The 24923-nt window shown below is 58.5% G+C and carries 14 protein-coding genes and 2 pseudogenes; 7 read left to right on the top strand and 9 right to left on the bottom strand.

What is annotated here, in order from left to right; genetic code table 11:
* Window positions 1–4: 4 nt before the first annotated feature.
* A pseudogene (locus P9292_RS37380) lies at window positions 5–749 on the top strand (FadR/GntR family transcriptional regulator).
* On the opposite strand, the gene P9292_RS37375 reads toward P9292_RS37380, so the two are convergent.
* The 6 genes and pseudogenes from P9292_RS37375 to P9292_RS37350 all read right to left on the bottom strand — a co-directional run bounded on the left by P9292_RS37375 (window position 746) and on the right by P9292_RS37350 (window position 7041).
* Window positions 746–1066, bottom strand: a complete 321-nt coding sequence (locus P9292_RS37375; protein WP_244831067.1) for a DUF1330 domain-containing protein — start codon at window positions 1064–1066, stop codon at window positions 746–748. The pseudogene P9292_RS37380 and the gene P9292_RS37375 overlap by 4 nt on opposite strands.
* A 90-nt stretch (window positions 1067–1156) precedes the next feature.
* A pseudogene (locus tag P9292_RS37370) lies at window positions 1157–1959 on the bottom strand (family 1 encapsulin nanocompartment shell protein).
* A gap of 1 nt (window position 1960) precedes the next feature.
* Window positions 1961–3010 carry a Dyp-type peroxidase gene (locus tag P9292_RS37365; RefSeq protein ID WP_309964553.1) on the bottom strand — a complete coding sequence of 350 codons (1050 nt, stop codon included), beginning with the start codon at window positions 3008–3010 and terminating at the stop codon, window positions 1961–1963.
* A 48-nt stretch (window positions 3011–3058) separates the two neighbouring features.
* Window positions 3059–3382, bottom strand: a complete 324-nt coding sequence (locus tag P9292_RS37360) for a DUF6566 family protein (protein ID WP_250467782.1) — start codon at window positions 3380–3382, stop codon at window positions 3059–3061.
* Window positions 3383–3954: 572 nt separating this feature from the next.
* Window positions 3955–5586 (bottom strand): NYN domain-containing protein, encoded by a 1632-nt coding sequence (locus P9292_RS37355; protein WP_309964551.1) that lies wholly within the window; start codon window positions 5584–5586, stop codon window positions 3955–3957.
* 45 nt (window positions 5587–5631) lie between these two features.
* Entirely contained in the window at window positions 5632–7041 is a 1410-nt protein-coding gene (locus tag P9292_RS37350; protein WP_250467778.1) for a replication initiation protein, read from the bottom strand.
* A gap of 635 nt (window positions 7042–7676) precedes the next feature.
* Here P9292_RS37350 and P9292_RS37345 point away from each other — a divergent pair.
* Together P9292_RS37345 and P9292_RS37340 are read left to right on the top strand one after the other, a co-directional pair.
* On the top strand, window positions 7677–8888 hold the full coding sequence (locus tag P9292_RS37345; protein WP_244831060.1) for a ParA family protein: 1212 nt from the start codon (window positions 7677–7679) through the stop codon (window positions 8886–8888).
* On the top strand, window positions 8885–9862 hold the full coding sequence (locus P9292_RS37340; RefSeq protein ID WP_309964550.1) for a ParB/RepB/Spo0J family partition protein: 978 nt from the start codon (window positions 8885–8887) through the stop codon (window positions 9860–9862). The genes P9292_RS37345 and P9292_RS37340 overlap by 4 nt, the downstream gene beginning before the upstream one ends.
* A 3352-nt stretch (window positions 9863–13214) precedes the next feature.
* Here the strand turns inward: P9292_RS37340 and P9292_RS37335 are convergent.
* The 3 genes from P9292_RS37335 to P9292_RS37325 all read right to left on the bottom strand — a co-directional run bounded on the left by P9292_RS37335 (window position 13215) and on the right by P9292_RS37325 (window position 17137).
* The gene (locus tag P9292_RS37335) at window positions 13215–13937 is read right to left on the bottom strand and encodes an OmpW/AlkL family protein (protein ID WP_409014804.1); all 723 of its coding nucleotides are present in this window, start codon (window positions 13935–13937) and stop codon (window positions 13215–13217) included.
* A 102-nt stretch (window positions 13938–14039) separates the two neighbouring features.
* Entirely contained in the window at window positions 14040–14774 is a 735-nt protein-coding gene (locus P9292_RS37330) for a TenA family transcriptional regulator (RefSeq protein ID WP_250493829.1), read from the bottom strand.
* A gap of 8 nt (window positions 14775–14782) precedes the next feature.
* The gene (locus P9292_RS37325; protein ID WP_309964546.1) at window positions 14783–17137 is read right to left on the bottom strand and encodes an EAL domain-containing protein; all 2355 of its coding nucleotides are present in this window, start codon (window positions 17135–17137) and stop codon (window positions 14783–14785) included.
* A 524-nt stretch (window positions 17138–17661) separates the two neighbouring features.
* Here P9292_RS37325 and P9292_RS37320 point away from each other — a divergent pair.
* The 4 genes from P9292_RS37320 (at window position 17662) to P9292_RS37305 (ending at window position 24919) form a co-directional block, all read left to right on the top strand.
* Window positions 17662–18498: an H-NS family nucleoid-associated regulatory protein gene (locus P9292_RS37320; RefSeq protein ID WP_309964543.1), complete on the top strand. Its 837-nt coding sequence runs from the start codon at window positions 17662–17664 to the stop codon at window positions 18496–18498.
* Between the two features lie 169 nt (window positions 18499–18667).
* The gene (locus P9292_RS37315) at window positions 18668–19942 is read left to right on the top strand and encodes an extracellular solute-binding protein (protein ID WP_309964541.1); all 1275 of its coding nucleotides are present in this window, start codon (window positions 18668–18670) and stop codon (window positions 19940–19942) included.
* Entirely contained in the window at window positions 19939–22857 is a 2919-nt protein-coding gene (locus tag P9292_RS37310; RefSeq protein ID WP_309964540.1) for an EAL domain-containing protein, read from the top strand. The genes P9292_RS37315 and P9292_RS37310 overlap by 4 nt, the downstream gene beginning before the upstream one ends.
* A gap of 226 nt (window positions 22858–23083) precedes the next feature.
* Window positions 23084–24919 (top strand): diguanylate cyclase domain-containing protein, encoded by a 1836-nt coding sequence (locus P9292_RS37305; RefSeq protein WP_244831925.1) that lies wholly within the window; start codon window positions 23084–23086, stop codon window positions 24917–24919.
* Window positions 24920–24923 lie beyond the last annotated feature (4 nt).

Raw genomic sequence — 24923 nt, 5'->3', positions numbered from 1 at the left:
CGATATGGACTACCGGAACCCGGCGAAACGCAAGAGCATGCACGGACGGATCGTGCAGGAACTCGGCATGCAGATCGTGAGCGGCGTGTTCGCGCCGGGACAACGTCTGCCTGCCGAGCCCGCGCTCTGCGAAACCTATGGCGTGAGCCGTCCCGTGCTGCGTGAGGCAACTCGCGTGCTGGTGGCGAAGGGACTCGTCGTCTCCAAGCCGCGCGTGGGCAGCGTGGTGCGTGCGCGCGACGAATGGCACATGCTCGATCCCGATGTGCTCGTCTGGACCGTCGGCAATCTCCGTGAAGGCGAGTTCTTTCGTTCGCTGATGACGGTGCGGCAGATCATCGAGCCTGCCGCTGCCGCGCTCGCCGCCATCTCTGCAACGAACGAGGATATCGAGCGTATCGGCGCGGCATATAAGAGCATGGAAGCTGCGCAGACCGCCGAAGAACTGCTCGAACCGGATCTGTATTTTCATCGCGCGATCATGTCCGCGACGCACAACGACATGCTCGCGTATATCGGCAATATGCTGTCGCTCGCGCTGTCGGAATCGATCAAGCTGACGAGCCGGGCATCCGAACACGCATGCGCTGTCGCTGCCGCGGCACAAAGCCATTCTCACGGCAATAGCGCATCGCGATGCGCTCGCCGCGCGTCAGGCGAGCCTCGTGCAACTCAACCACGCGCGCGCCGATGCAACGTCCATTCTGGGCGGCGCAGCCCTGGAACCCGAGCGGCCGCTGTCGGGTTAAGTCAGGATGTCGGTCGCTTTGTGATCCCTATCCACGCCATCGATGAAGAACACCGCGCTGCTCGCGTGCTTCGTGCGTAGCGGCAGGATACGTTGATAAGCGTCGGATTCGTACCAGGCGCGCACTTGCGCGAGATCGGGAAAGGCGATCACGATGAGATCGCCCTTCCACTCTCCCTCGCGCATTTCCGGGCGTTCACCGTGAATGATGAAGTGACCGTCGAAGGGCGCGAGCGTCGCATCGATCGCTTCCAGGTATTGAACGATATCCGCGCACATCTCGACTTCGTGCAGTTGGCCCACGGCGTATGCGGTCATTCGAATGTCTCCCGTTTGATGAGGTGAAGACATCTTCGCGTGCGCCGTGCCGTGCGTCGATTACCTGAGAGGTAAGGCGTGGCCCGCGCTTTAAGCCGATGCAGCGACCACTGCCACCGACGCCTCGCTCGTCAGCATCAGGAAGGTTAGCGTTTCGCGCAGATAAAGTTGCACGGTCGTGTCCGTATGGCTGGTATAGCCTATGGAGAGGTCCTGCCCGAGATGCAGTTCGTAGTCGCCACCGCGCGTGGAAAGCACGCAGCCGCCTTTGATGGCCGGCGCCCAAATGAGATCGCCATCCACTATGCGCTTGATATGCTGGATCACCGGATAGCCCTGATCGCTGGCTTCGGCGAGCGCCGTGTAGGCATCCGCGCCTAGCAGCACCGTGTACGGACCGTCCACGCCCGCAAGCCGCAATTTTTCGAGCGACTCGCTAATGGCACGCGGATAGTCGCTTACGTCGGCAGGGAGTGTCGTCGCGTCGTTGGACGATCCTTCGCGGATGCCCGTGATGTCCGCCGCGCGGAAACCATCGAAAACGGCGCTGTCTTCGGCGGTAGCCAGTTCGCTCGCCGCCGTCTTCGCGGGCTGCCAGTCGCCGTCGTTCGAACCGCGCTCGACGCTGTCGATCGATTCGCGCTGCAACGTGAAAGGCACCGTCAGTTCGATGAGCGTCCTCACGTCGTAACGCTTCGCGCTCACGCCCTTGGCAGGCGATGCAATCGCCGTCTGATGTCCCGTTCCCACGCCCGAAAGATCGACACCGCCGGGACCTTTCACATCCACCACGCGCCGGCAAGCGAGCGCTTGAAGGTGCGCGCCACTTCCGCTTCGATTTGCGACCATGCCGCGCTCGAAATGGGCGCGAGCTCGCGATGCAGGTTGTTCATGTCAGGACTGTCCTTTGAGTGAACCGATGTTCAGTGAGCCGTCCGCACGGCTCGGCGTTGCATCGGATGAAGACGACGATGACGATGCGGGCGCGGGTTGTGCGGCGGGATCGCGGTCGGCGAGTGCTTCGAGCAAGTCGGCCGACGGTACGAAGAACAAGCCGCCCGTGACGGCCTGACTGAAGTCGAGCAGCCGGTCGTAGTTGCCGGGCGGCCTGCCGACGAACATGTTCTCCATCATCTGCTCGGTGGGCGCGGGCGAACGCGCATAGCCGATGAAATACGTGCCGAACTCGCCCGCGCCGGGCCGTCCGAAGGCCATGTTGTGACGCAGGATTTTCACTTCCTGGCCGTTTTCATCGAGCGTGGTGAGCGAACTGTGCGAGCACGAGGGTTTCACCGCTGCGTCGAGTTCGATATCGGACAGCTTCTTGCGGCCGATGATCTTCTCCTGCTGCTCTACCGTCAGCGCGTTCCAAGCGGCCATCTTGTGCAGATACTTTTGCACGATCACATAGCTGCCGCCCGCAAATTCCGCATCTTCCTCACCGATGATCGCGAAGTACTGCGCCGCGCGGCCCGATGGATTTTCGGTGCCATCCACGAAGCCGACCATATCGCGCAGATCGAAGTAACGGAAGCCGTGCACTTCATCGACGACAGTAACGGCATCGCCGAGTGCCTCGAGCATTTGCGCAGCAAGCTCGAAGCACAGGTCCATGTGGTCCGCGCGGATATGCAGCAGAATGTCGCCGGGCGTGGAAATGGCGCGCCGCTCGCCCGAACCGAACTCGCGGAACGGATGCAGCGCGGCCGGGCGTGGCGAGCCGAACAGCGAGTCCCAAATGTCGGAGCCGAAGCCGCACACGCAAGAGAGATTCGCGGTTGGAGCCCGCGTGCCGACTGCGCGGACCAGCGCGGCGATATCGCCGCACCAGGAGCGCACGGTGTCGCCGTGCTCGCGTCCGTGCGCCACCGTGGCGACGATAAAGATCGCGCTGCGCGAAATGGGGTTACAGACAGCTTGCGATTCCGGAATCTCGTTGGGCATCTGTTCTATTCGATTGCAAGGAATGATGTTGTCGTAGGCGAAGCGGCTTCAACCGACGCGCACCACGACCGCTCCGGGCCGATGCTCGAGTTCGTCGTTGAACCAGGTTTGCGCGCGCTCGCGCTCGGCTACGTCGGAGTGGGAAGGATCGTTGAGAAAGCGATGCCGGATGGTGCGACGCGCCCACTCTATGCCGTCGCGTAGCGCTTCTTCGACGGTGCGCCATTCCGGCTGCGTGGTCTGCGGCCATTCGTCGATGACGGACGCGCCATCGCGACGAACGTCGATATCCGCGACCCACGCTTCGCGCTCGTTGCGCTTGGCGCGCACGGAAATCTCGAACCCTGCATAAACGTCAACGGCTGACTCCATGGCTTCCTCCACTCGGCATACATGGACATAGTTTCGAAGTGCGTCGTGCCGCCGTCTTTTTCCTGTTGATGACGAAGCGGTGAACGAAATTCTAGATTACAACAAGTTCGTGAAAATGACGTTGAAACGTGCACTCGGTTTGTTGCCGCAGCCCTATGGAAAATCATTGTACGGATGGACGCATGATTTATTATTTCGTCATCCGAATCAATTTGGCAGGGAGGAAGCCGCCTTCGATTCACGCTTTCATTGCGCGACCGGAATCCATCGCGCGTCACTTCGCGCTTGAAAGAGCCCTTCGTGTATCTCGACGATGAATGCGAACGTCAGTCTATTCGTCGTGTTCGTTGGCGGTGCGCGTCTCGTTGCGCAAGTGCCGCCCGAATGAAATTGGGGCGACAAAACGATGAAGCGTTTTGTCATTCCCTCATCGTGCTCGCGGTGTTGATTGCGTTGCTTTCGGTGAACTCGCGGCGCTTGCCGTCAGCGCTCATCCACTGGGCTTCGAGAGCGATTGAAGTGGTCATCGACGAAGTCGTGTACTGAAACGACTCCGTCTCGACTGAGGTTGCTTACTGCTCGTCGGTTGGCGTGGTGGCTTTGCGCGACCGGCTCGTGCGTGACGTCGTTTTGCGCGCTTTTTTTACGGGCTTCGGAATGTCGGTTGCATCGCCAGGCTGCACGAAAACGCCTGTATCCGAGGACGCGGCAGCGCTTTCGGCAGCGGCCTTCTTTGCAGCGGTCTTTCGCCCGCCGCGTCGGCTCGCTGAGGGCTTCTTCTCGGTGTGAGATGCAGCGGTGGGTTCCTGGTTGATCGGCGCGGCGGGTTCGTCGGTGACTTCAGACGCGTCGTTATCACTCGATGCGCGACGCTGCGCGTCTCTTCGGCCATTTCGCTTGCCCCGCCCGCGTGGATAGCCCGTGGGTTCGTCGGCCAGTGTGGACGCGTCGTTGTCAGGCGACGCTTGCACGCGCTCCGACGCGTCTTCGCGACTATCGTGATCGCCGGGTACGACTGCGTGGCCCGCGACTTCTAACGTGTCGTCGTCAGCCGAAGCGCGTGCGAATCCGGGCGCAGGACGCTGCGACCCTCGGCGATCATTCCGCCTGCCACGTCCACGCAAATGGTGGCCCGAGGGTTCGTCGGCAATTGCGAGCGCGTCGTTGTCGGCCGACTCTTGCGCGGGATATTGCACGTCTTCGCGGGTATGCTCCGTGAATTCATCCACGATTTCGAATGTGTCGTCATCGGCCGAAGTTTGCACGGCCTCTGCAACGGCATGCTGCTTGTCCTTACGGCCGCCACGCTTATCGCGTCGGCGCTGATTGCCCTGAGGCTCCGCCACCGATGCCACCACCGCTTCTCCCTGCCCCGCATCCGCGCTCACCGTCTGGGCCGCACGAAAGACAAAAGAGCCGGACTTGTCATCGCGACCGACTTCCAGCAGACCGCGCGAACGCGCCTCGTCGAGCAGATTCCCAAACGCGCGAAAGCCATAGTGCGATTCGCTGAACCCCGGCTTGCGACGCTTGATCGCGCTCTTGAGCACCGACGACCAAATTTTTTCGCCCTCGCCTCGCTCAGACACCAGCGCCTCGAACGTCTCCACGGCGATCGCGACCGCCTGCGACTTGCGCGCGTCGGGCTCTTGCCTCGGCTGCCGGTCGGCATCGGCGGGACGCTTGGTTGCGACGTTCGCCTCGCGTTTGGCGAGTGCGCGCTGCTGTTCGCGCACGAGGTCGTCGTAGAAAATGAATTCGTCGCAATTGGCGACGAGCAAGTCGGAGGTCGAGTTTTTCACCCCCACGCCGATCACCTTCTTCGCGTTCTCGCGCAACTTCGAGACGAGGGGCGAGAAGTCCGAGTCGCCGCTGATGATGACGAACGTATCGACGTGCGACTTTGTGTAGCAAAGGTCGAGCGCATCGACGACGAGCCGGATATCGGCTGAATTCTTGCCCGACTGCCGCACGTGCGGAATCTCGATCAGCTCGAAACTTGCCTCGTGCATCGCGGACTTGAAGCCCTTGTAGCGATCCCAGTCGCAGTAAGCCTTCTTCACGACGATGCTGCCTTTGAGGAGCAATCGTTCGAGCACGGGCTTGATGTCGAACTTTTCGTACTTCGCGTCCCGCACGCCGAGCGCGACGTTTTCGAAGTCGCAAAAGAGCGCCATGCTGACGCTATCCTGATTCGCGGGCATACAGCTTCCTGTTGAGACGCGGGAGCGTTGTCCCGCTGGCATCGGTCACGCTGGCTTCAAGCCCGCTCTGACCTTCTTCATCTTGTTGAAAACGTGCGAGCAGAATGCATCCGCGACCACGCGATTGACGGTGAGGATATTGTCGGCGCTCAGGGTTTCACGCGAGACGCCCTGCTTCTCGATGAGACGCTGCGGAATCAGTTGACTCACGAACGACTGACACAGTTCGCGCCGCAGCGGCGCATCGGCGGCTTCGAAAAACTCGCGGCCCGCCTTCGTCTCTTCGCCCATCTTCGCGCGGGCCGTGTCGTTCTGAGCCTGGATGCTGGCTTCGAGCTGCGCTTGCGCGTCGGTGTGATCGCGGCGCGTCTTCTTGTCGTCTTCGAGTTGCTTCGCCTTGATCGACGCCATCTTGCGATCCGCCTCGCCGATCCGGTAATTGCCCTCGAGCGCCTTGAACAGATAGCCGCGCGGACTGACCGTGACCTTCCCTTCGTTCAGCTTGAAACGCGTGTATTCGATAGCCTGCTGTAGACGCTCGTCTGTCCAGAGGTCGCGGCGGCTCGCGAGGCGCTCGAAGTCGGGGGTGTCGAAGGCGAATTCGTTGTGGAGCACGAGATACATCGAGTCCTGAATGCCGGCTCGGGCTGCATCGGCGCCCTGCTTCTTCGTGAAGCGAAAGCGAATCTTCAGCTTGTCGCCCGATACGCGTTCCGCATTGGGCTCCCAGCTGACATCGAAATCAGATACTTCATTGAGCTGATCGATGGCGGGTTCGAGAAAGCGCTTCTTAAACTCCTTTACCTCTTTTCGCGATTCGCCGACCTTGCCGGGCCACTCGATCACTTCCGAGAACGGAAACCATTCGGTCACGCCGTGCCCTTCGCAGGGAATCAGACGGTCGTAGATGGCGCGCGCAAGCGACAATGAAAATGCCGTCGATGCGCGCAAGCTCAGCCAATGCGCTTTGTACGGGCTGATCAGGTACTTGATGACGCGCCCCGCCAGCAGAATGCAAACGACGTTGCGCTCGATATAGCAGTCGCCGAGCAGACTGATGGTGCCCCACGAATCCTTCTCGGTGAGTTCTTCGATAGACGGCGCCGTCATGATTTCGACCCGCGCCCGTGCCGCCGAGCGCATTTGCGCGATCAGGTGGCTATGGTTGCGGCTGTCGTAGCGCATCAGCCACTTGAAGTAGTTGATGTCGGCTGTGAAGGTGTAGACCTTGTCGTCGATCAGTTCATCGGGCGCCTTGGTGGCCACGATGAAGTAGGCGGCGTCCAGCACGCGGCGTGCGGCGATGCCGAGGCCACCGACCCGCGTGAAAATGTTGTTGCGCAGAAAGCCGATGTCCCTCGTGGACTCGCAAATAGCCGAGCCTTGCGAGGACATGTCTTCGTAGATGTCCAAGGCGAGTTGCTGCGGCGTAGCGGTGAGGTCCTGAGCTTGCATGCGTTTGGTTCGGTTCGATTCCCCGGCACTCTATCAGGCAACAAAGGCGTGTCAACACAAAAACCACCCCGGTTGCGAGCGAAGCGACCCGCACAAAAAGCACCCCGGCAGTCGGACGGCTTGCCCAATTTCCGACCCCCAGGCCACAATTTCCGCCCTGTCGTTCACATTTTCCGGCCTATCGCGCACAAAAACCGCCCTGCACAGCACAAAAAGCGTCCCTATCCACAGGGGTGATCTATGATTCGAAACGGTTTTTCGGTCTCTGTTTGTAGGTTTGCGGGTTAAAGTTTACAAAAGAACATAACAAACCGGACTTCGAGGAAAATAGGAATCTTCGAATTTTGGTATATAAGTCCTTGAAATTATTGATTAAGTCGTGTCGCACAAAAAGCGACCCCGGGGTGGTTTTTGTGCAGCCGTTCTAAAGTGGACGATGTGTGCAGGCTTCATTGGTCAAGATTAGGCATTGGCGACAAAGTTTGACGCGTCTTCGGCCGCAATAAGTCGCTAATAAACAAGGAGTTAGTCCGTGCGTGTGTCTGTGTGCGACAGGCTCCGATCTTCGCTACAACCTTGTTTACGCGTTATCGTGTATTCTGCGCTTCGACATCAAAACAAGGAGGAAGCGCAGAATGGCCAACGTAGGCACCCTACCGATGGAAGACCGCAGGGTCACGCTTCGCGAAGTCGCGGAGTTCGCCGATAACCTCGAACCCTTCTCGGACAATCTTCGCGAACAGATCCTAGCGCCTCGTCCGCGTAAACTTGCGCCGTATTACACGATCGGCGAGCTTGCGGAGATGTGCAATCTAACGCGGCAGCAGATTCAGTATCTTGTGACCAAGGGCGAAGGTGGCTTGCCGCAAGGCACGCTCAATGGCAACGGCCGCAGCCGTACGTTCACGCTGCCCGAGGTTCGTCTGTGGGTGAAGATGGCGTCCGATATCTATCAGACTCGTCTCGCGGATGGCGAAAGCGATTTCCGAGGGAAAGTGCTGACGACTGCACAGCTCAAAGGCGGCTCTGCTAAGACGACGACGACTGTATGTCTTGCGCAGGCATTGACGCTGTTGGGACGTAAGGTACTGCTGGTTGACTTGGATCCGCAAGCATCGGCGTCCGAGCTTTGCGGACTCTACGCCGAGAAGGAAATCTCCGGAGACGACACCGTGCTCCCCTACATATATGACCAGAATGTCGAAGGCGGTCTGGGCGCGAGCGTTCAGTCGACCTATTGGGATGGACTCGACATCATTCCAGGTCACACGTTTCTCTATGGCGCGGAGTTCTTGCTTCCTGCACGTCAGAAGACGATCCAGGGATATCGCTTCTGGGCGGTTCTCCGTGAAGGTCTTGAGCCTTTGAAGGCGCAGTATGACTACATACTGATCGATACGTCGCCGTCGCTCTCGTATATGAATCTGAACGCGTTGCTCGCAGCGGATGCGCTTGTCATGCCGATGATTCCCGAGAACCTCGACTTCATCAGTTCGCTCGCATTTTGGCGTCTGTTCTCGGATGTCGCGGAAGACTTTCTGCCCTATGAGGAAGACAAGGTCTATGACTTCATTTCGATCTTGTTGTCCAAGGTCGATTACGGGAAGACGTCTTCAGCTCCGGTCGTTCGTCAGTGGGCACAGAGTGCGTATGGACGGTGGCTCGATCCGTTCGAGATCCCGGCAAGTTCTGTCATGAGTGGAGGAGCTTTGTCCTTTTCGACTGCGCTCGATGTAGTGAGCACGCACTCGATCGCCAAGTCGCTTCAGCGTGTTCGTCAGCCGATGATGCAGTATGCCAAGTGGCTAGATGACATGTTCGTCAAATCCTGGAAGGAGTCGGCATGAGCAATAACATCAGAGAACAACTCATGGCCAAGACGGCCGACTTGCCGAAGCCGGCAGACTTCAAAGGCGAGACGAAGAAGGACAAGTCGGCGCGCGGTCCGCAAACCATGCCGGGAATTACGAGTGCCTTGGCCGCGGCCCAACTTCGGATTCAGGAGTTGGAGGGGAAGGGCGTCGAGACTGAGATTCCGGTGAGTGAGATCGTACCGAATCCCTGGCAGCCTCGACGGCAGTTCAACGAAGCCAAGCTCTCGGAGCTAGCACGTTCGATTGATGAGGTCGGCTTGCTGCAGGCTGTTACCGTCCGTCGTTTGGGTGATGGGTTTCAGTTGGTTGCGGGCGAGCGGCGGCTTCGCGCCCATAAGCTGATCAATCGCGAGAACATCAGGGCGGTGGTGATCGAGTGTTCGGATCAAGACATGGCGGCGCTTGCGCTGATGGAAAATGTCACGCGAGATGATCTTTCCGATTATGAGATTGCAATTTCGATTCGACGGGCTGAAGCAGAGTTTCCTAATCGAACCCGACTCGCGCAAGCGATGGGTATCTCGCGTAGCGACCTATATCGTTTTTTGGCCTATGACGATCTGCCGGATTTTGTGAAGCGTGACCTTGATTTGAATCCGGCGGTGTTGGGTGCTTCATCGGCACAAGATACGGTTAATGCGCTCAAGAAGACCGGTGAATCTGGAGTGCGGGCCCTCGAAGAGTTGTGGCCGCAGGTTGTGTCGGGTGATCTAGTTCAAACAAAGCTCGCGGCTAGTTTGAGCGCGCAGGCGGGACAGCGTGGTTCTTCTACGGATGCCGGCGGAAGAAGTATTTTAAAGATTTTCGCGGGGAAGGTTCAGGCTGGAAGCATTACCAAAGACGTGAAGGGACTTACGTTTAAGTTCAAGTCTGGTGTGATGACCGAGGAACAGGAAAGTCAGCTTAGAGAACATATTGGGAAAATGTTTTCGATTCGGTCGGAGTGATGTTTGAAGACTCTTAACCCGCCGCTGGCGGGTTTTTTTGCGCGAGCCATCCCGAAGTCGCATCGAAGTGTCCGAATTCGGACAGTGTTCGGAATACGCGTGCGCACTTCAGCGTACGAAGACATTTTTTGCAAGCGGGTCACACTCGGTCGGGTGCGGCGACTTTCGCTTCGCATCTCATGTGCTTCTTGCGCATTGTCGACGCGTTAGAGTCCAGAGGTTCTAACAATTTCTCGCGTTGAGTGCGGAAAGGTTACTCGACGTTGTGCGATGAATGTACAAGCGAGATAGATCTCTCTGTTTCCGCGCGACAGAATATTTCGACAGATGCTACCGGCTTTGCGAGTATTAGCGTGGCGCCTGCCCGTGGTCCCCTTCGCTACCCTGCCGGCGTCGATGCGGACACTCGCAAACACTCTGCTATCCAACAATACTTAAGTAAATTCGAGTTAAAGAGACCTTCGCACCACCGGTACAACGCTCCGTTTCGGTGGTACGAAGCAATAACTAATGAGCCACTCTAGCGAGCGCTTTAGTTAACATACAACGCACGCCTCCCACCTTGCCCGCGCTTCTTATGGCTGTCCGAATTCGGACAGTCTCGTCCGCGAACGAATTTTGCAGATCGAGACACACGTGCGAGTCCACGATCACGCGCCTTTGCGAAGACACATTTACGGTGCAGGACGGATGACGCCTCGCTCGCATTCTCGCAGCATTTGACATTGCGTGTCTGCATAGCTTTAGGCGATAGCGCTCGGAACGTTATGGAGTGCAGTTGTACGCCGAAAAACCCGCACTAGACGCCAGGATCGAGTGTAGCGGTCTCAAGGCGCCGGACGCTGGGTGTCCGAATTCGGACAAGTAGCAAGAGAAGTTGATACGCCTGACTTTGAGGCATCTGCAACGCATGAACGGACGCAGCAAAATGGCGCGATGCCGACCTATTCGGGGGACTCAGCGTCCGAATTCGGACACGCGAACATGGGCTTGTAGGGTTCTTTCGTCCAAGAGGCATGCATGGTCATCTTCTTGCGCGACTTTGACGATGGCTTTCCTGATGCTCGCACATTCTTCCCGAGTTTCGACGGCTATTAATCACCGGATCGCGCACGCGAAACAACAGGTGACTCACGCAATCCAGTGCATGTCACGGCATATGAAATCACGGCGCTGCTCAGGGTTCGTTCAGTGAGGCTGATGGGCATACGTCGGCCTGGCTTTCATCTCGCGCTAGCGTCGCGGCTATCGCCGGCCGATAAACAGTAAGGCAGCAAAACTTTCTATGGTCAGATTGTTGCTCATTCGCGCGGCGGTAATTCCCCATCCGCGTTTATCGCGTTCCTTGATCGCCGCTGCTTTTTTCGAGTACATGAGGCAGTGCGGTTGGATATATGTCGCTGACAAATGCTGCATAAGTGCTTTGGACCCCCCAGTGCCGTCTGAGTGCTCCCATCTCCCGAAAGCAGTTGGTCGTCCTGGCCGCAGAAACTTAACCATCGATCAAAACCGTGCCGTTATTGCCGTGGACCCAGTGATCTGCTGAAACGAGATGCAGTGCTCCAACTCAATAAAAAACGATTACGGCCCTTTGGGGGCAGGCGTCCGCGATGGCGTTTGCGAGTCCCGTCTGATCGATATGTGATACAGAAGAGCGCATCTAAAGTCGATGATGTATGTGTCGCAACACGTGGGACGACTGCTCCTCCAAAGGGGAGTACGGATATTCAAGCGAGTGGAATGCTCGGACTTACTTCGGCGATGTGTAAGTGACTGGACATTTAACTCAAGCGCTGCGTTGGAGACCAATTTCCCCGGCGCTGAATACGTCGAACCGTGTTCGAACGCAAGCTCCAGGCGCGCTCTCTGTCCCCTCCAGCTGGCCAAAAGCGAAAGAAGTCCGGACGTGCAATCGCAACTATGTGCATAACCGCAATATCGACGTTATCTGCGTAAATCTAAGTCAACGACGCAATTCGCCGCCCGATTTGAGTAGCGCTCGAGAAGAGGGGAGGGGCGGCAAAGAGCAGGCGCATCTGGTTGGCTGGGTTTGAGTGTCTTTAACCTCCACGCCCCTCGCCGAATAAGGCAGGTAAGAAACACTAGGAATGGACTCACCTGCATGCACACCAGCATTGACATGCACGCCTACTTCCATGGCGCTAGCCTAGACGGCACCTCAGGTATGCCGCAACATGGCGGCGGGGGCCATGAATGCTTCAGCGCATCAGAGAGACGAAATACCGCTGCACCTTCGTGGAACAGCAAGGCGGAAAGCGACTGGCGGATTCAGCATTCGATGACAGATGGCAGTCGGCGGCTTTGCGCCGAGTCGCCGGCTACGTTTGCACAGCTTCGCATACCGTTGTAACGCTGCTGGGGAAGCGCGCGACGCATGCCACATTTGCTGAGTCTGTAATGGCCAATCGATGGTGGGAAAAAACGGAGCCAGACGTTGTTTAGTTGGCGACCAAGGCACGGTCCTGCAAAGGAAGAAAGACCTTTAATTAAGGCCTGGTTCAATTGATCGACCGAGCGATGCCAGATGGTGGCTCATATCGCGGAGTGCCGTTGAAAGCGTAGTCGCGTTATACAACGATAATTAAAACGCAGGCGTTATGAACTCCACGCAGCGGAGACTGCCGAAGAGCGTCGAGGCCGATTCAGCTCTCGACGATTGAACAGCATTGCAGCTCAAGAATCGCATGAAGAAATGTTGCGTTATCGTGCATCTCCAAGAGCGAATACGATCGCCGGCGTGAAACAATCTCCTTGCATCATAAATTCAATTTATTCGTTTTAAATCAATACTTTAAATCGATGAATGCAAGTTGTTTCACGCAATCACGCGGCCTTGGCCGGTCAGAACTAGCCGAGTTAGCAGAACCTAAACGGAAAACAACATTCTAGCGCATGATTTCAGTTCGACGTATCAAACAATACGCTTTTCGTATTTAAGTTTGAGAATGCGCAAGACGCCTCATATAAGCTCCGACGCAAATTAGCAACCGCTGATCGGCGAACCAACACATCTGCGGTTCAGCAAAAACAATCAAAACTCTCGCCGACTCGCGCCTCGGTCCTTCGGAAAGTTGGACACCAACAGCGACACACGCATCGGGTTTATTCAAAGAGTTCGTCGCAATACAAAGCCCTCGCGCGACGCTGATAAACCGCCGCTCATACCCAAGCACCCGCCGAACCCAATCTGACCAACGAAGAATCAAAAGTCCCTAACCAAAGCGACCACCATAACCACGAACAGCAACAACGCACTCACCCCGTCGCCAAATCGCCACCCGCGCATACGCCATCAACCAACACGACATCAAACACGACTAACAACAACCCATCAAAACCGATACCCCACCGAGAGAAACGTCACGATTGGATCGAGCTTGATCTTCGATTCACTCCGCACCGTCCCCACCGCTGAATTCGTCGTCAACGTCGCTCGTGCCGACAGCCACATATAAGACACCGAAAACGCCGCCGACCAATGCTGCGTGAAGTTATAGGCAAAGCCCGCATTCACCACCGGCGCAAACGAACTGCTGATATGCGCAGTCGTCGGTCCAGTCAGCGCGGTTCCAAACTGCGGCGAGTAAAGAAACGCGCCATTTGACATCGCCGAACTGAGCTTTACATCCGAGAACCACACATAAGACGCGCCCGCGCCGACATAAGGCCGGAATTTGCTCTGCGCGCTCATGAAGTAGTACTTCAGCAAGAGGGTAGGACTCCACTCGCGCGCCGTGCCGAGTTCGCCCAGGCGTCCGAGGGTGCCCTTGCCATCGAGATGAAATTTCGGCGCCACGCCGGCGACTCCCTCGACCGCAATGTGATCGGTGAAGAAGTAAGCCGCCGTGAGTCCGAGCGTGTCCGAGTTACTGACGGAAGCGCCCGCGCCCGGCGATGTCATCGATTGTCCGAGCGCCGAGATGTTGAACGGATCGCTCGAATCCTGCGGCGCGAAATGCATCCAGCCGGCGTTGAGCTGAATATCCCCGGCGGCCTGTGCGTGTGCACCTGTCGCGCAAAGCGCCGCCATTGCCGCACATGCCATCAATTTGATCTTCATTCTGCTGTTCCAGATTCGGTTCGGATTACGGCCGAGCGCATCCGAACCGCTCAGGCAGCGCCTGCGGAACCGGAGCACCACAAAGGAAAGCAAGCCTCAAAAACAGCAGTCGAGGCTCACCTTGAAATACTCGTAACTCATCTCGATGCTGCGCTTGACCGCATGCACTTCATCGACGCCCGGTGCATTGCCGAGCAACGTCGCCACGATCTCCAGCGCTTCCCACGGATGCGCATCGTCGTAATGGGCGTGCAGGGTGAGCCAGCGCATCGCCTTGCGACGCATCGAAGGCGCAAAGCTCATTGCGTAGGTATCGGTGCTGCAAACCAGCGTGGACCATTCGCCCGTGACGCCTTCGATAGCGAAATTCGTCGCGGCGATGCTCGCAGCCAGCGCATCCGTGCTACTGCTTTTCCAGCACCAGTGGCTGAGCGCATAAGCGAGCGACGGGCCATTGCCCTTCATCAACGCGCGCTTGCTGACATCGTGAGCCGCGGCCCAATCGACCCAATAATCCGCATGGTTTTGCTCGACGCGAATGTTGCGCGTCAGATAGCGACGCGCCAGATCTTCGCCGCGCGAATGTCCATAGCGCACCTTCTGCAGATTCATCGCCATGTATTGCGGAAACTGCTCGACGACCGGCCAGCCGTTCACGAGGAACGCTTCGGCCTGACGCGGTTCAAGACGCGCTTCACGCATCGCCGCGAAAATGGGATGGTCGACGACCCGTTGCTTGGCCGCATGTGTTTCAGCCAGGACATCCGCGAGCCATGCCGGATAGCTGGCAATGTCCTTGAGGTCACCAACCCGCTGAAAAGTGGGATCCAAAACTCCTCCTAGTTGATCGCAAGGAACTCGACGTTCTGCGCCCAGAGAGCCGGGCGGCCGACGTGAAAGCCCTGAACGAAATCGACGCCCATCGCGGCGAGTGCGCGCAAGATCGCTTCGCTCTCGACGTATTCCGCAATGGTCAAGCGTCCCATCGAATGGCCGATATCGTTGATTGCCGCCACCATGTCTCGGTTAACGGCATCCTTCAACATGTCCTTAATGAATCCTCCGTCGATCTTGATGTAGTCGACCGGAAGATGCTTCAAATAACCGAACGAGGACATGCCCGCGCCGAAGTCGTCGAGCGAGAACTTGCAGCCGCGGCTCTTGAGTTCGCGGATAAAACGCGCGGCCGTCGCGAGGTTGGCCACGGCCGTCGTTTCCGTCACTTCGAAGCAGATCGACGAAGGCGCGATATGGCTGACCGCGAACTGATCGTTCAAGAACTGCAGGAAGCGCTCGTCGCCAATGGAGGCGCCCGAAAGATTGATCGCGTACTGCACGCCCTCGTGATTTCCGGTCTTCGCGAGCACCGCGAACACGGCGCGCACGACCCATCGATCGATGGCGGACATGAGGCCATAACGCTCGGCGGCCGGCATGAAGAAGTTCGGCGGAATGATCTTGCCGCCTTCGCCCACCATGCGCAGCAGCACTTCCACATGCCGTGGATGCGACTCGCAGTGCTCGGGCGCAATCGCCCGAATCTCTTGCGCGTAGAGGCAAAAGCGATTGTTGGCGAGCGCGTCCTTGATGCGCCCGCACCACGACATCGCGCTTGCATGGCGCGTGAGTTCCGCGTCGCCGCGCAGCGCGAGATGAACGCGATCGCGTCCGCGTTCCTTCGCGAGATAGCAGGCAATATCGCCGAATCGCATGGCGGTTTCGACATCGAGTCCCTTGAGATCGACGAGGCCGATGCTCACGCTCGTCGATAACGTGTGCGTCTCGCACGACCACTCGAAAGCGGCTATTTCGCTGCGCAGACGTTCGGCGATCTGCAAGGCGTGGTTTTCGTGGCAGTCGAACATGAGCGCGGCGAATTCGTCGCCGCCCAGACGCGCGAGCGAATCTTCGTCGCGCAGACATTTTTTGATGAGCGCGGCCACTTCGCGCAGCATGGTGTCGCCGGCTGCGTGACCGTAGGTGTCGTTGACGACTTTGAACTGATCGAGATCGAGCATCATCAGCATGCAGGCGCGTTCGGTTGCGCTGTCCGCTTGCGGATCGAGCGATGCCGCGAGACGCCGTTCGAATTCCGTGCGGTTGAGCAGCCCCGTCAAGCCATCGTGCGATGCCTGCCACGAAAGGCTCGACACGTACTCGCGCTCGCGCGTCATGTTGCGCAAGAGCAGCACGACGCCGGTGATCGTTTCGGACGTATCGTGCACGAGCGACGTAATGGCCTGCACGACGGTTTCGACGCCATGCACGTTAGTCAGAATGAGATCGCCGCCCGGTTCTTCGCGATCCGCGCCGCGCAGCGCCTTCTCGATGAGATCGACAGGCCGTCTGTCCCATTCCCTGACGATGGTTACGAGATCCGTGAGCGGGCGCTTCACGCAAGCGGCGGCCTCGCGGCAAAGCAGGCGTTCGGCGGCGGGATTGATGAACTCGACCAGTCCCATCGGGCCGACTGAAATGACCGCTTCGCCAATCGACCCGAGTGTCGCTTTTGCGCGCGCCTCGCTTCGACGCAAGGCGTTTTCGGTGGCGATGCGTCCGGTGATGAAGCGCCGCGCGTACCACACCGACAGCGACACGAGAATGACGGCGACGAGCAAATTCAAGACGAACAAAAGCAGCGCGGTTTGCCGAAACGCGGCGCCGAGAACATCGGCGAAAGCGCGCGAGATTGGCGCGATGGACGCGTTGATGTTCCACACTTCGCCCGTCAGATAGTCCACTTCAATGCGCGCCGAAACGCCCGCCGCCTTCGCCGTGCGCAACTCGCGCGCGGCGACGGTCAACCGTTCGACGTAAAGATCGCCGCTCGTCCAGTAGCCGACGGCCTGCTCGAAGTAACTCGCGCGGCGAAACGTGCGAAAGACCCAGATCACCGAACCGACATCCGCGGGATAGACGCCGCTTTCGAGCAGCGCGGCGCGCGCCGTTTCGACATCGGGATGAGCACGGTCGAGCGCGAGCCGCGCGCGCTTCAAATTGAGCGGGATCGCAATCGAGCTTTCATATTGCCGATACGCCTCTTCGTCGCCCGTTTGCGCGTAGCGGATGAGATAGAACACGGCGTCTTTCTGGCCTTTCGACCAAGTGCTTTCGCCGCCGATATACGCGCGCACCGACGACATGATCGAAAGGCTCGTCGCCACGAGCGTGAGCAACGAGACCACCACGGCCACGAAGGGCCATGTCGTTCTGAACAGCTGTCGATTGGTTCGGGAGGCCGCAGGCATATCGAGCCTTTCTTTTTTCCGTTTTATTCCGGGGTGGGGCGATGCAGGTCGTGCCGCATGGCAGCCTTCTTGACCTCCGGCTAAGACTTTCTGCGCAGGAAAAGTCCTGTCGCTTCGAGTACTAACGGCACTTTCGGCGCAGAGTTGAGGCTCTATTTCGCAAGAAGCATGAATGGGAATAACAGCCGCGAAGCTAGCGGTTTTTTAATTCGTCAGAAGAAATAGTGGCAACCGTTTTATCAGGCGGTAAGCCTTGCAAGGCGCGTCGTCCACGAGTGCGCGCTAAAAATGCTTCGTCCTCTTTAGCGAAAACACGCTTTGGTTCGCGCAACGTTCACGTAAGCGAATCTTTATATGCGTGACGGGCAAGCTTAAAGTCCGGCGCCGCGTCATGGACTTTATGAAGCAAGCTTTTATGCGTCCCGATTTGATGGCATAGTTCAGCACAAACATTCCAAAGGAACTGCGCCATGACGACCATCAAGCAGATTCAATCGAGAATACAAAAGCTGCAAAAGCAGGCCGATGCCATCATCGCAAAGCAGGCGCAGAAGGTGGTCGACCAGATTCGCAATCTCATGCTCGAGCATGGGCTCACAACATCCGACATTGAAAACGCCGCGCGCAAACGCAGACAGGGCACGGCGCTCGCATCGAAGGACACGGGCGATCAAACCGGGTCGGCTGGCAATAGCAAAGTCGCGGTCAAATATCGCAATCCGAAAACCGGTGAAACATGGAGCGGCCGCGCAAGACCGCCGAAATGGATTGCGAGCGTGAAGAATCGCAGCAAATTTCTGATCGATAAAAGCGAGGCTTTAGCGAGCAGTGTCGTCAAGACGGGCGCCAAAAAGCGCGCTTCCAGCAAAAACGCAGGCGTCGCGCAATATAGAGATCCCGAAAGCGGCGCGACCTGGACCGGACATGGCCGCGCACCTGGCTGGATCGCAAGCGCAAGCGATCGTTCTGTTTATCTAATCGGCAAAGCGGCTAAGACTGCTAAAAAAGCCGTGGAAAAGAAAGCGGCCGTCAAGAAAACCGCAGCAAAGAAAGCGGCTGTTAAAAAAACCGCCGTAAAGAAAACAGCGGCAAAGAAAACAGCGGCAAAGAAAACCAAAGCCAACGCGGCAAGCAAGACGGCACGCAAGGCGCCGACCGCGACAAAGCGCGTCGCGGTACCGCGAAAGAAATCGGCCGCGAGCAAACCGACTGGCGCGCTCGATCCGCAAAACGGCGCCGCATCGTCCACGCCCGAGCAACCAGGCGTCCGCGGCCTGAAGTCAACGAGCATCGCTGTCGCGCAATAGCGGCGCGTAATCACTAAAGAACTGAAATTGTTTGCCGATAAGCAGTGCTGGTGCTGCATCGGCAAATTGCGTCGCAACACCGCAGCCGATCCGGTCCAACAACAACACAAACACAACGAGCGAAGCGCAAGTGCGACGAATCGGGCTTGCTTCCCTGCTGGCGGGTTTCTTGAGCCTGATACTGCTGTCCTTCGCGGGCTGCCGTCAGGACGACCGCGCCACGTCCGCTGATTCCGCGAATAACGCGGCGGCCGCGCACGAGGTCACGACGATCTCCGCGCTCGTCTGGGCGCCCGACTGGACGGAAGAAATGCTCCAGATTGCGGCGCAATTCAACAAGTTGAATCCCGATATCCGCGTGAACGTGCAGTTCATGATCGGCAATTCGGTTGAAGAAAATATCAAGCCGCGCGTGGCATCGGGCAATCTGCCGGATTTCGTGAGCGTCAATCCAAACGCTTACGCCGCCGAATTGGCCGATCAAGGCATTCTCGCGGATGTCGGGAATACGGCGGCTTGGAAAGCCATGCTCACGCCGCTCAAGAGCGATTGGACGAGCCGTCAAGGCCGGCACTTCGGCATATCCGGCGGCGTGGCGACGACGCTCATCTATTACAACGAGGCGATGTTCGCACTCGCCGGCATAAAACAGCCGCCGACAAATTTCCGCGAGTTTCTCGCCGCCTGCGCGCAACTCAAGCGCGCGGGATTCACACCGATCATGTGGAACGGCGGTTTTCCGAACATGCTCGGTAATGGTCCTTTCGGCTCCGGCTTCGCGGATAACGTCGTAGCCCGCGATCCGGCATGGAAAGCGAGAATCGCGGACGGTACGCTCGATCTAAATACGCCCGAAGTCGCCGATATCTTCTCGAAGATTCTTTTATTGCCCGCGCGTCACTACGTGCAGGACGGTTATATGGCAACCGATTACGACGAAGGCATCCGTCTATTCAAGGACGGCGAAGTCGCGATGGCGTTTCATGGAAGCTGGGCCGCCGGTCTTTTGCTGCACGGCAATCCCTTCGAAGTCGGCGTATTCGTGCCGCCGTGGAATGCGCCGGGCAAGGAAGCGGTGCCGGTCGTCGGCAGCGAGACGGGCTTCGCGGTTTGCGAAACGGCGAATAAAGCGGCTGCCATGCGTTTCCTGGATTTCATCGCGGGCAGGGGCTTTTCGGTGATGCAGAGAAAACGCCGCAATATCGCGCCATTCACGCAGGCGTCGGACGCCAGTCTGAGCGATCCGAAAATCGCCGAGTACACCGTCATGGTCAGTCATTACCCCGTGACATCCAGCCCGTATTATTCGGTGCTGCCGTCCAATTCGATCGAGCGGCTGCATCGTCTGATGCAGGATGTGCTGCTCGGAAAGATCACGCCCCGGCAAGCCGCGCGCCTCCTGGATGAGTCCGTCAAGAACGAAGCTAAGATGCATTACAAATGAGCTCAATCCTTGGTTCGCTACGACGCGCGTTCGAATTGCTGTCTCTAGATCTTCTGAGACGCGTCGAGATTCGCTATCGCCTGATCGCGGCATTCATTCTGGTTGCGCTGCTGCCCATTCTGATTTCGGGCTATATCTCCTACGTGGAATCGACGGCCGCGATCAAACAGAATGCGGAGATGTTTTCGAAGGAAGTGGTGAAGCAGGTATCGCGCAATATCGCGCTGCGCATGGAGCAACTGGAAACGGAAAGTGCATTGCTCGTGTTGTCGGATCGCGTGCAGGGTGCATTGACCAAGGCTGCGAATGGCAGCGCAAAGGAACGCAGCGAAGCGCGGCAGGACATGACGCGCCTCTTGCTGGATCACTATGGTTCGCTCGGTTATATCAACCAGAAGTATTTGCTGGATCAGCATAACCGCATTTTGGATACACAGGCGTTCGCGCAATTGTCGCGCGGCGTCACGCGTCTCGTCGCTCAGGTGCCCGATCGTAACGGACGCCCTTATTGGGGCAGTTATGACGACGGCGTCGGCCAGCAAAATCTCGGCATGGTGCGCGCGATCTTTGGCAAGAACAATAATCGGCAAATCGGGAATCTCGTGCTGGTGATTCGCCCCGAGCATTTCTCGACGATCTTCTCCGACGTCGCGCTCGGCAACAAGACCGAAATCTATGTACTCGATGCCGGCAACAACAAGGTGATCGTCCGCGCGGAAGGCGGCGCGAGCACCGATGCATCCGCCGCAAAAGACCTCGTCGAGAAAATCGCGCACACGCGGGATGGCGCGCAGCCGAACGGCTTCGTGCCCTTCGAAGGCACGCGGCAGGACCGCTATTTCGCGGCTTACACGCGCATTCCCGGCACCAACTGGTTCGTGGTCAGCACCATTCCCGAGGAGAAACTGACCGCGCAAGTGCAGTCCGTGCGCAACCAGATCATGCTGGTCGGTATCTCGGGCTTTCTGCTTTCGATCATCCTCGCGTACTTCATCTCTTACAGCATCTCGGCGCCGCTCAAGGACCTCGTGCGCAAGATGAACGATGCCGGCACCGACGCAGGCGCGCCTTCGCAAGACCATACGGACGACGCGAAAGACGAACTCGGCCGGCTCGCGCAACGCTTCGAGAAAATGCGCGAAGCGATCAAGCAGAAGATCCAGAAGATCAACGAGATCAACACGACGCTCGAACAGGCTGTCATCGAACGCACGGCGGAACTGGTGACGCGCGAACAGGAATCGCGCACGCTCATCACGAACTCGCCCGACACGATCACGCGATACGACCGCAATTTGAGGCGTATCTATGCCAATCCGGCGTTCTGTGCGTGGACCGGGCGCAACCCTGGCGAACTGCTCGGCAGGCGGCCTTCCGAGATTCCGGGCGGTCCGAACGCGCAACTCTACGAGGAACGCGTACGCGAAGTGATTGCGAGCGCGCGAAGCGCGCAATTCGAACTGCGCGCGGTGACGAGCGACGGCGAGGAGCAGTGCACGCACTTTCGCCTGACGCCGGAAATCGACTGGTCGGGCAAGGTAATCTCCGTGCTCGTGGTGGGCCGCGATATCTCCGAACGCGTGGCTTTCGAAGCGACCATCTGGAAGCAGGCCAACTTCGATGCGCTCACGCATCTTCCAAACCGGCAGATGTTCCTGAGCCGGCTGGAATACGAAGCGCGCATGTCGCGTCTGTCGGGACGGCGCATGGCGCTGATGTTGATCGACCTCGACCGCTTCAAGGAAGTGAACGACTCGCTTGGTCACGACACGGGCGATGTCCTGCTGATCGAAGCCGCGCGCCGCATCACGTCCTGCGTGCGCGGCACCGATACGGTCGCCCGTCTGGGCGGCGACGAATTCACGGTGATCGTGCCGAACGTGGATGACGACAGCGAAAGCATCGAAGAGATGGCGCGCACGATCATCGACACCTTGGCGGAGCCGTTCACGCTCGGTCCCGACGAGGCGTTCATTTCCGCAAGCGTGGGCGTGACGTTTTATCCGGACGATGCGGGCGAACTCGACGTGCTCTTCAAGAATGCCGATCAGGCGATGTACGCGGCCAAGAACGCCGGGCGCAATCGCTTCAGCTACTTCACGCCCGACCTGCAAGTGGCAGCGGAAAAGCGCCTGCGGCTTACGAGCGATCTGCGCACCGCCTTGGCCGAAGAGCAATTCCGCGTCTACTATCAACCGATCGTCGATCTCGCGACCGGGGAAATTCATAAGGCCGAGGCGCTGATTCGCTGGCTGCATCCGGAACGCGGCACCATCAGCCCGCTGGAGTTCATTCCGCTTGCCGAGGATACGGGGCTGATCGTGCCCATCGGCGACTGGGTGTTCAGGCAGGCGGCGCATCAGGCGCGCGACTGGCGCGAGCGCTTTCATCAAGACTTCCAGATCAGTATCAACATGTCGCCGGTGCAGATTCGGCACGACAGCCAGATTTGCACGGAGTGGTCCGACTATCTCGCCCGCCACGGCATGTCCGCGCAAAGCGTCGCGGTGGAGATCACCGAAGGTCTGTTGCTGCATGCCGAAGCAAACATCGACGAAAAGCTGCTGGCTTTCCGCGATGCGGGCATCCGCATTTCCATCGACGACTTCGGCACCGGCTATTCATCGCTGGCTTATCTGACGCGCTTCGATATCGATTATCTAAAGATCGACCGCTCGTTCGTGCACAACCTCGATTCCGACCGCGACAACCAGGCGCTTTGCGAAGCGATGGTCGGACTCGCGCACAAGCTCGGCCTGAAGGTGATTGCCGAAGGCGTGGAGACGATCGAGCAACGCGATTTCCTCGCGGCCGTGGGCTGCGATTTCGCGCAAGGTTTCCTGTATTCGGAGCCCGTGCCGCCCGCGCAATTCGAGCTGCTGATGTGGCCCGACGCGGTGATCGTCGACGTTTGAACTCCACGAAGCGCCGGATAAACGGCGTGAAAAAGCCCCTAATCGGCGAATTGGTTTTCATTCGAGAACGTTAGAGTGCGATGCAAGAAACCCCCGTTGCGTCGCCAGACAGCGCAACGGTTCATCGCAACCGTAACGAGCATTCGACCGATCGTGAATACATGGCATGTAGCGCCGCTGCCCGCGAACGAAAAAAAAGAGGCTGCGATTATTGCGGAGTATCGACGTGCTCGATACGCCGCCAGAAGAAGTATTCGACCGCATTACGCGCGTCGTCGCGGAGCTGTTGCAGGTGCCTATCGTGCTGGTGTCGCTCGTCGATGAACACCGGCAGTGGTTCAAGTCGCGAGTAGGGCTCGACGTGTGCGAAACCGCGCGCGACGTATCGTTCTGTTCGCATGCGGTGCATTCCGAGGCGCTTCTCGTCGTCGATGACGCCCTCGCGGATGAACGCTTCGCGAGCAATCCGCTCGTCACGGGCGAGCCCTTCGTGCGCTTTTATGCGGGCGTGCCGCTGCGTTCGGCCGAAGGTCTCGTGCTCGGCACACTCTGCGCTATCGATACGAAGCCGCGCACGTTGTCCGCCAATCTGCGTGCCGCGCTGTGCGATCTGGCGGCGACAGTCGAGCGCGAACTCGTGCAACGCGAAGCGGCCCGCGATACGCGCGAAGTCCAGGAGAACGATCGCCGCCGTTTGCGGCTTTCGGAAACGCGCTTCCATACGATCTTCCAGCAGACGCCGACGGGCAAGGCTATCGTCGATCTCGACGGGCGCTTCATCGAAGTGAATCCGAAGCTGTGCGAGATCACCGGCTACAGCGCGAGCGAACTCGTGCACATGACCTTCCAGGAGATCACGGAAGAAGCGGACCTTGCCGCCGACTTGCAACTCGTCGCGGAACTGCTGAGTGGTGCGCGTCAAACGTATTCGCTTGAAAAACGCTATCGCAAACGAGATGGCGGCACCGTGTGGATTCACCTGAGCGTCGCGCTATTGCGCGATCACGACGGCACGCCGAGCCACTTCGTGAGTGTCATGCAGGACATCACGAGCCGCAAACATAGTGAGCAGCTTTTGCGCGACTATCAGCAGGAACTCGAACGCCGCGTACTCGAACGCACCTGCGAACTGACGAGCAGCCGCATGGCGTTGCAGACGATCACGGACAACCTGCCGATTCTGATCGCTCACGTCGATGCGAATCTCTGCTACCGCTTCAACAACGAGGTGTATCGCGATGTATTCGGCTTCGATCCCATGGCGCTGCGCGGCAAGTCTGTTCGCGAGACCGTGGGCGATGAAGTTTTCGAGCGCAGTTATCCGCTGTTCCAGCGCGTGCTGGCAGGCGAGCGCGTGACGCATGAGGATATCGTCTACAACGTGGAATCCGGACGTGTGTGGAGCGCGACTTATATTCCCGACATGGAGCGCGGCAAGGTGGTCGGCTTCTATGTGATGTCGCAGGACATCACGGAGCGCAAGCAGCGCGAGAATCAAATGCATTCGGAAATCATGCTCGATGCATTGACCGGCCTGCCGAACCGCCGCGCGTTACAAGAGCAGCTGTCGCTGGCGGTGCACTCCGCGCGCGATGAGGAAATTCCGTTTGCGCTCTTCTTCATGGACCTCGACGGTTTTAAAGCCATCAACGACCAGTACGGTCACGACGCGGGCGATGCCTTGCTGAGACAAGTCGCGCACCGCCTGAAGAAAGCGACGCGCGCGACCGATCTGGTCTGCCGCCTGGCGGGCGACGAGTTTGTTTTGCTGGCGCGCGACATTGCATCGGCGAGTGCTTGCAGCCGTATCGCGCAGGATATCTGCCGCGCTATCGGCAAGACGTTCGATCTGGGTCAGCGCGAGGCGCAGCTCGGCACGAGCGTGGGTATCGCGATGTGCGCGGCGGGTTATGCGACATCCACGGAAACGATGCTCGCGGAAGCCGACCGTGCCATGTACGAAGCGAAGCGCAAGGGCCGCAACGGCTTTCGCTTCGCGCCCATATCGGCCGAAGCCGAACTCGCGGCGCGGCGCATGGCGGCCGTCAGCGCCGCGGCGTAGTTCC

The organism is Caballeronia sp. LZ001 (assembly GCF_031450875.1).
GTDB lineage: Bacteria > Pseudomonadota > Gammaproteobacteria > Burkholderiales > Burkholderiaceae > Caballeronia.
Note: the sequence above shows the minus strand (reverse complement) of the source record. Positions and strands in the feature narration are given on the sequence as shown.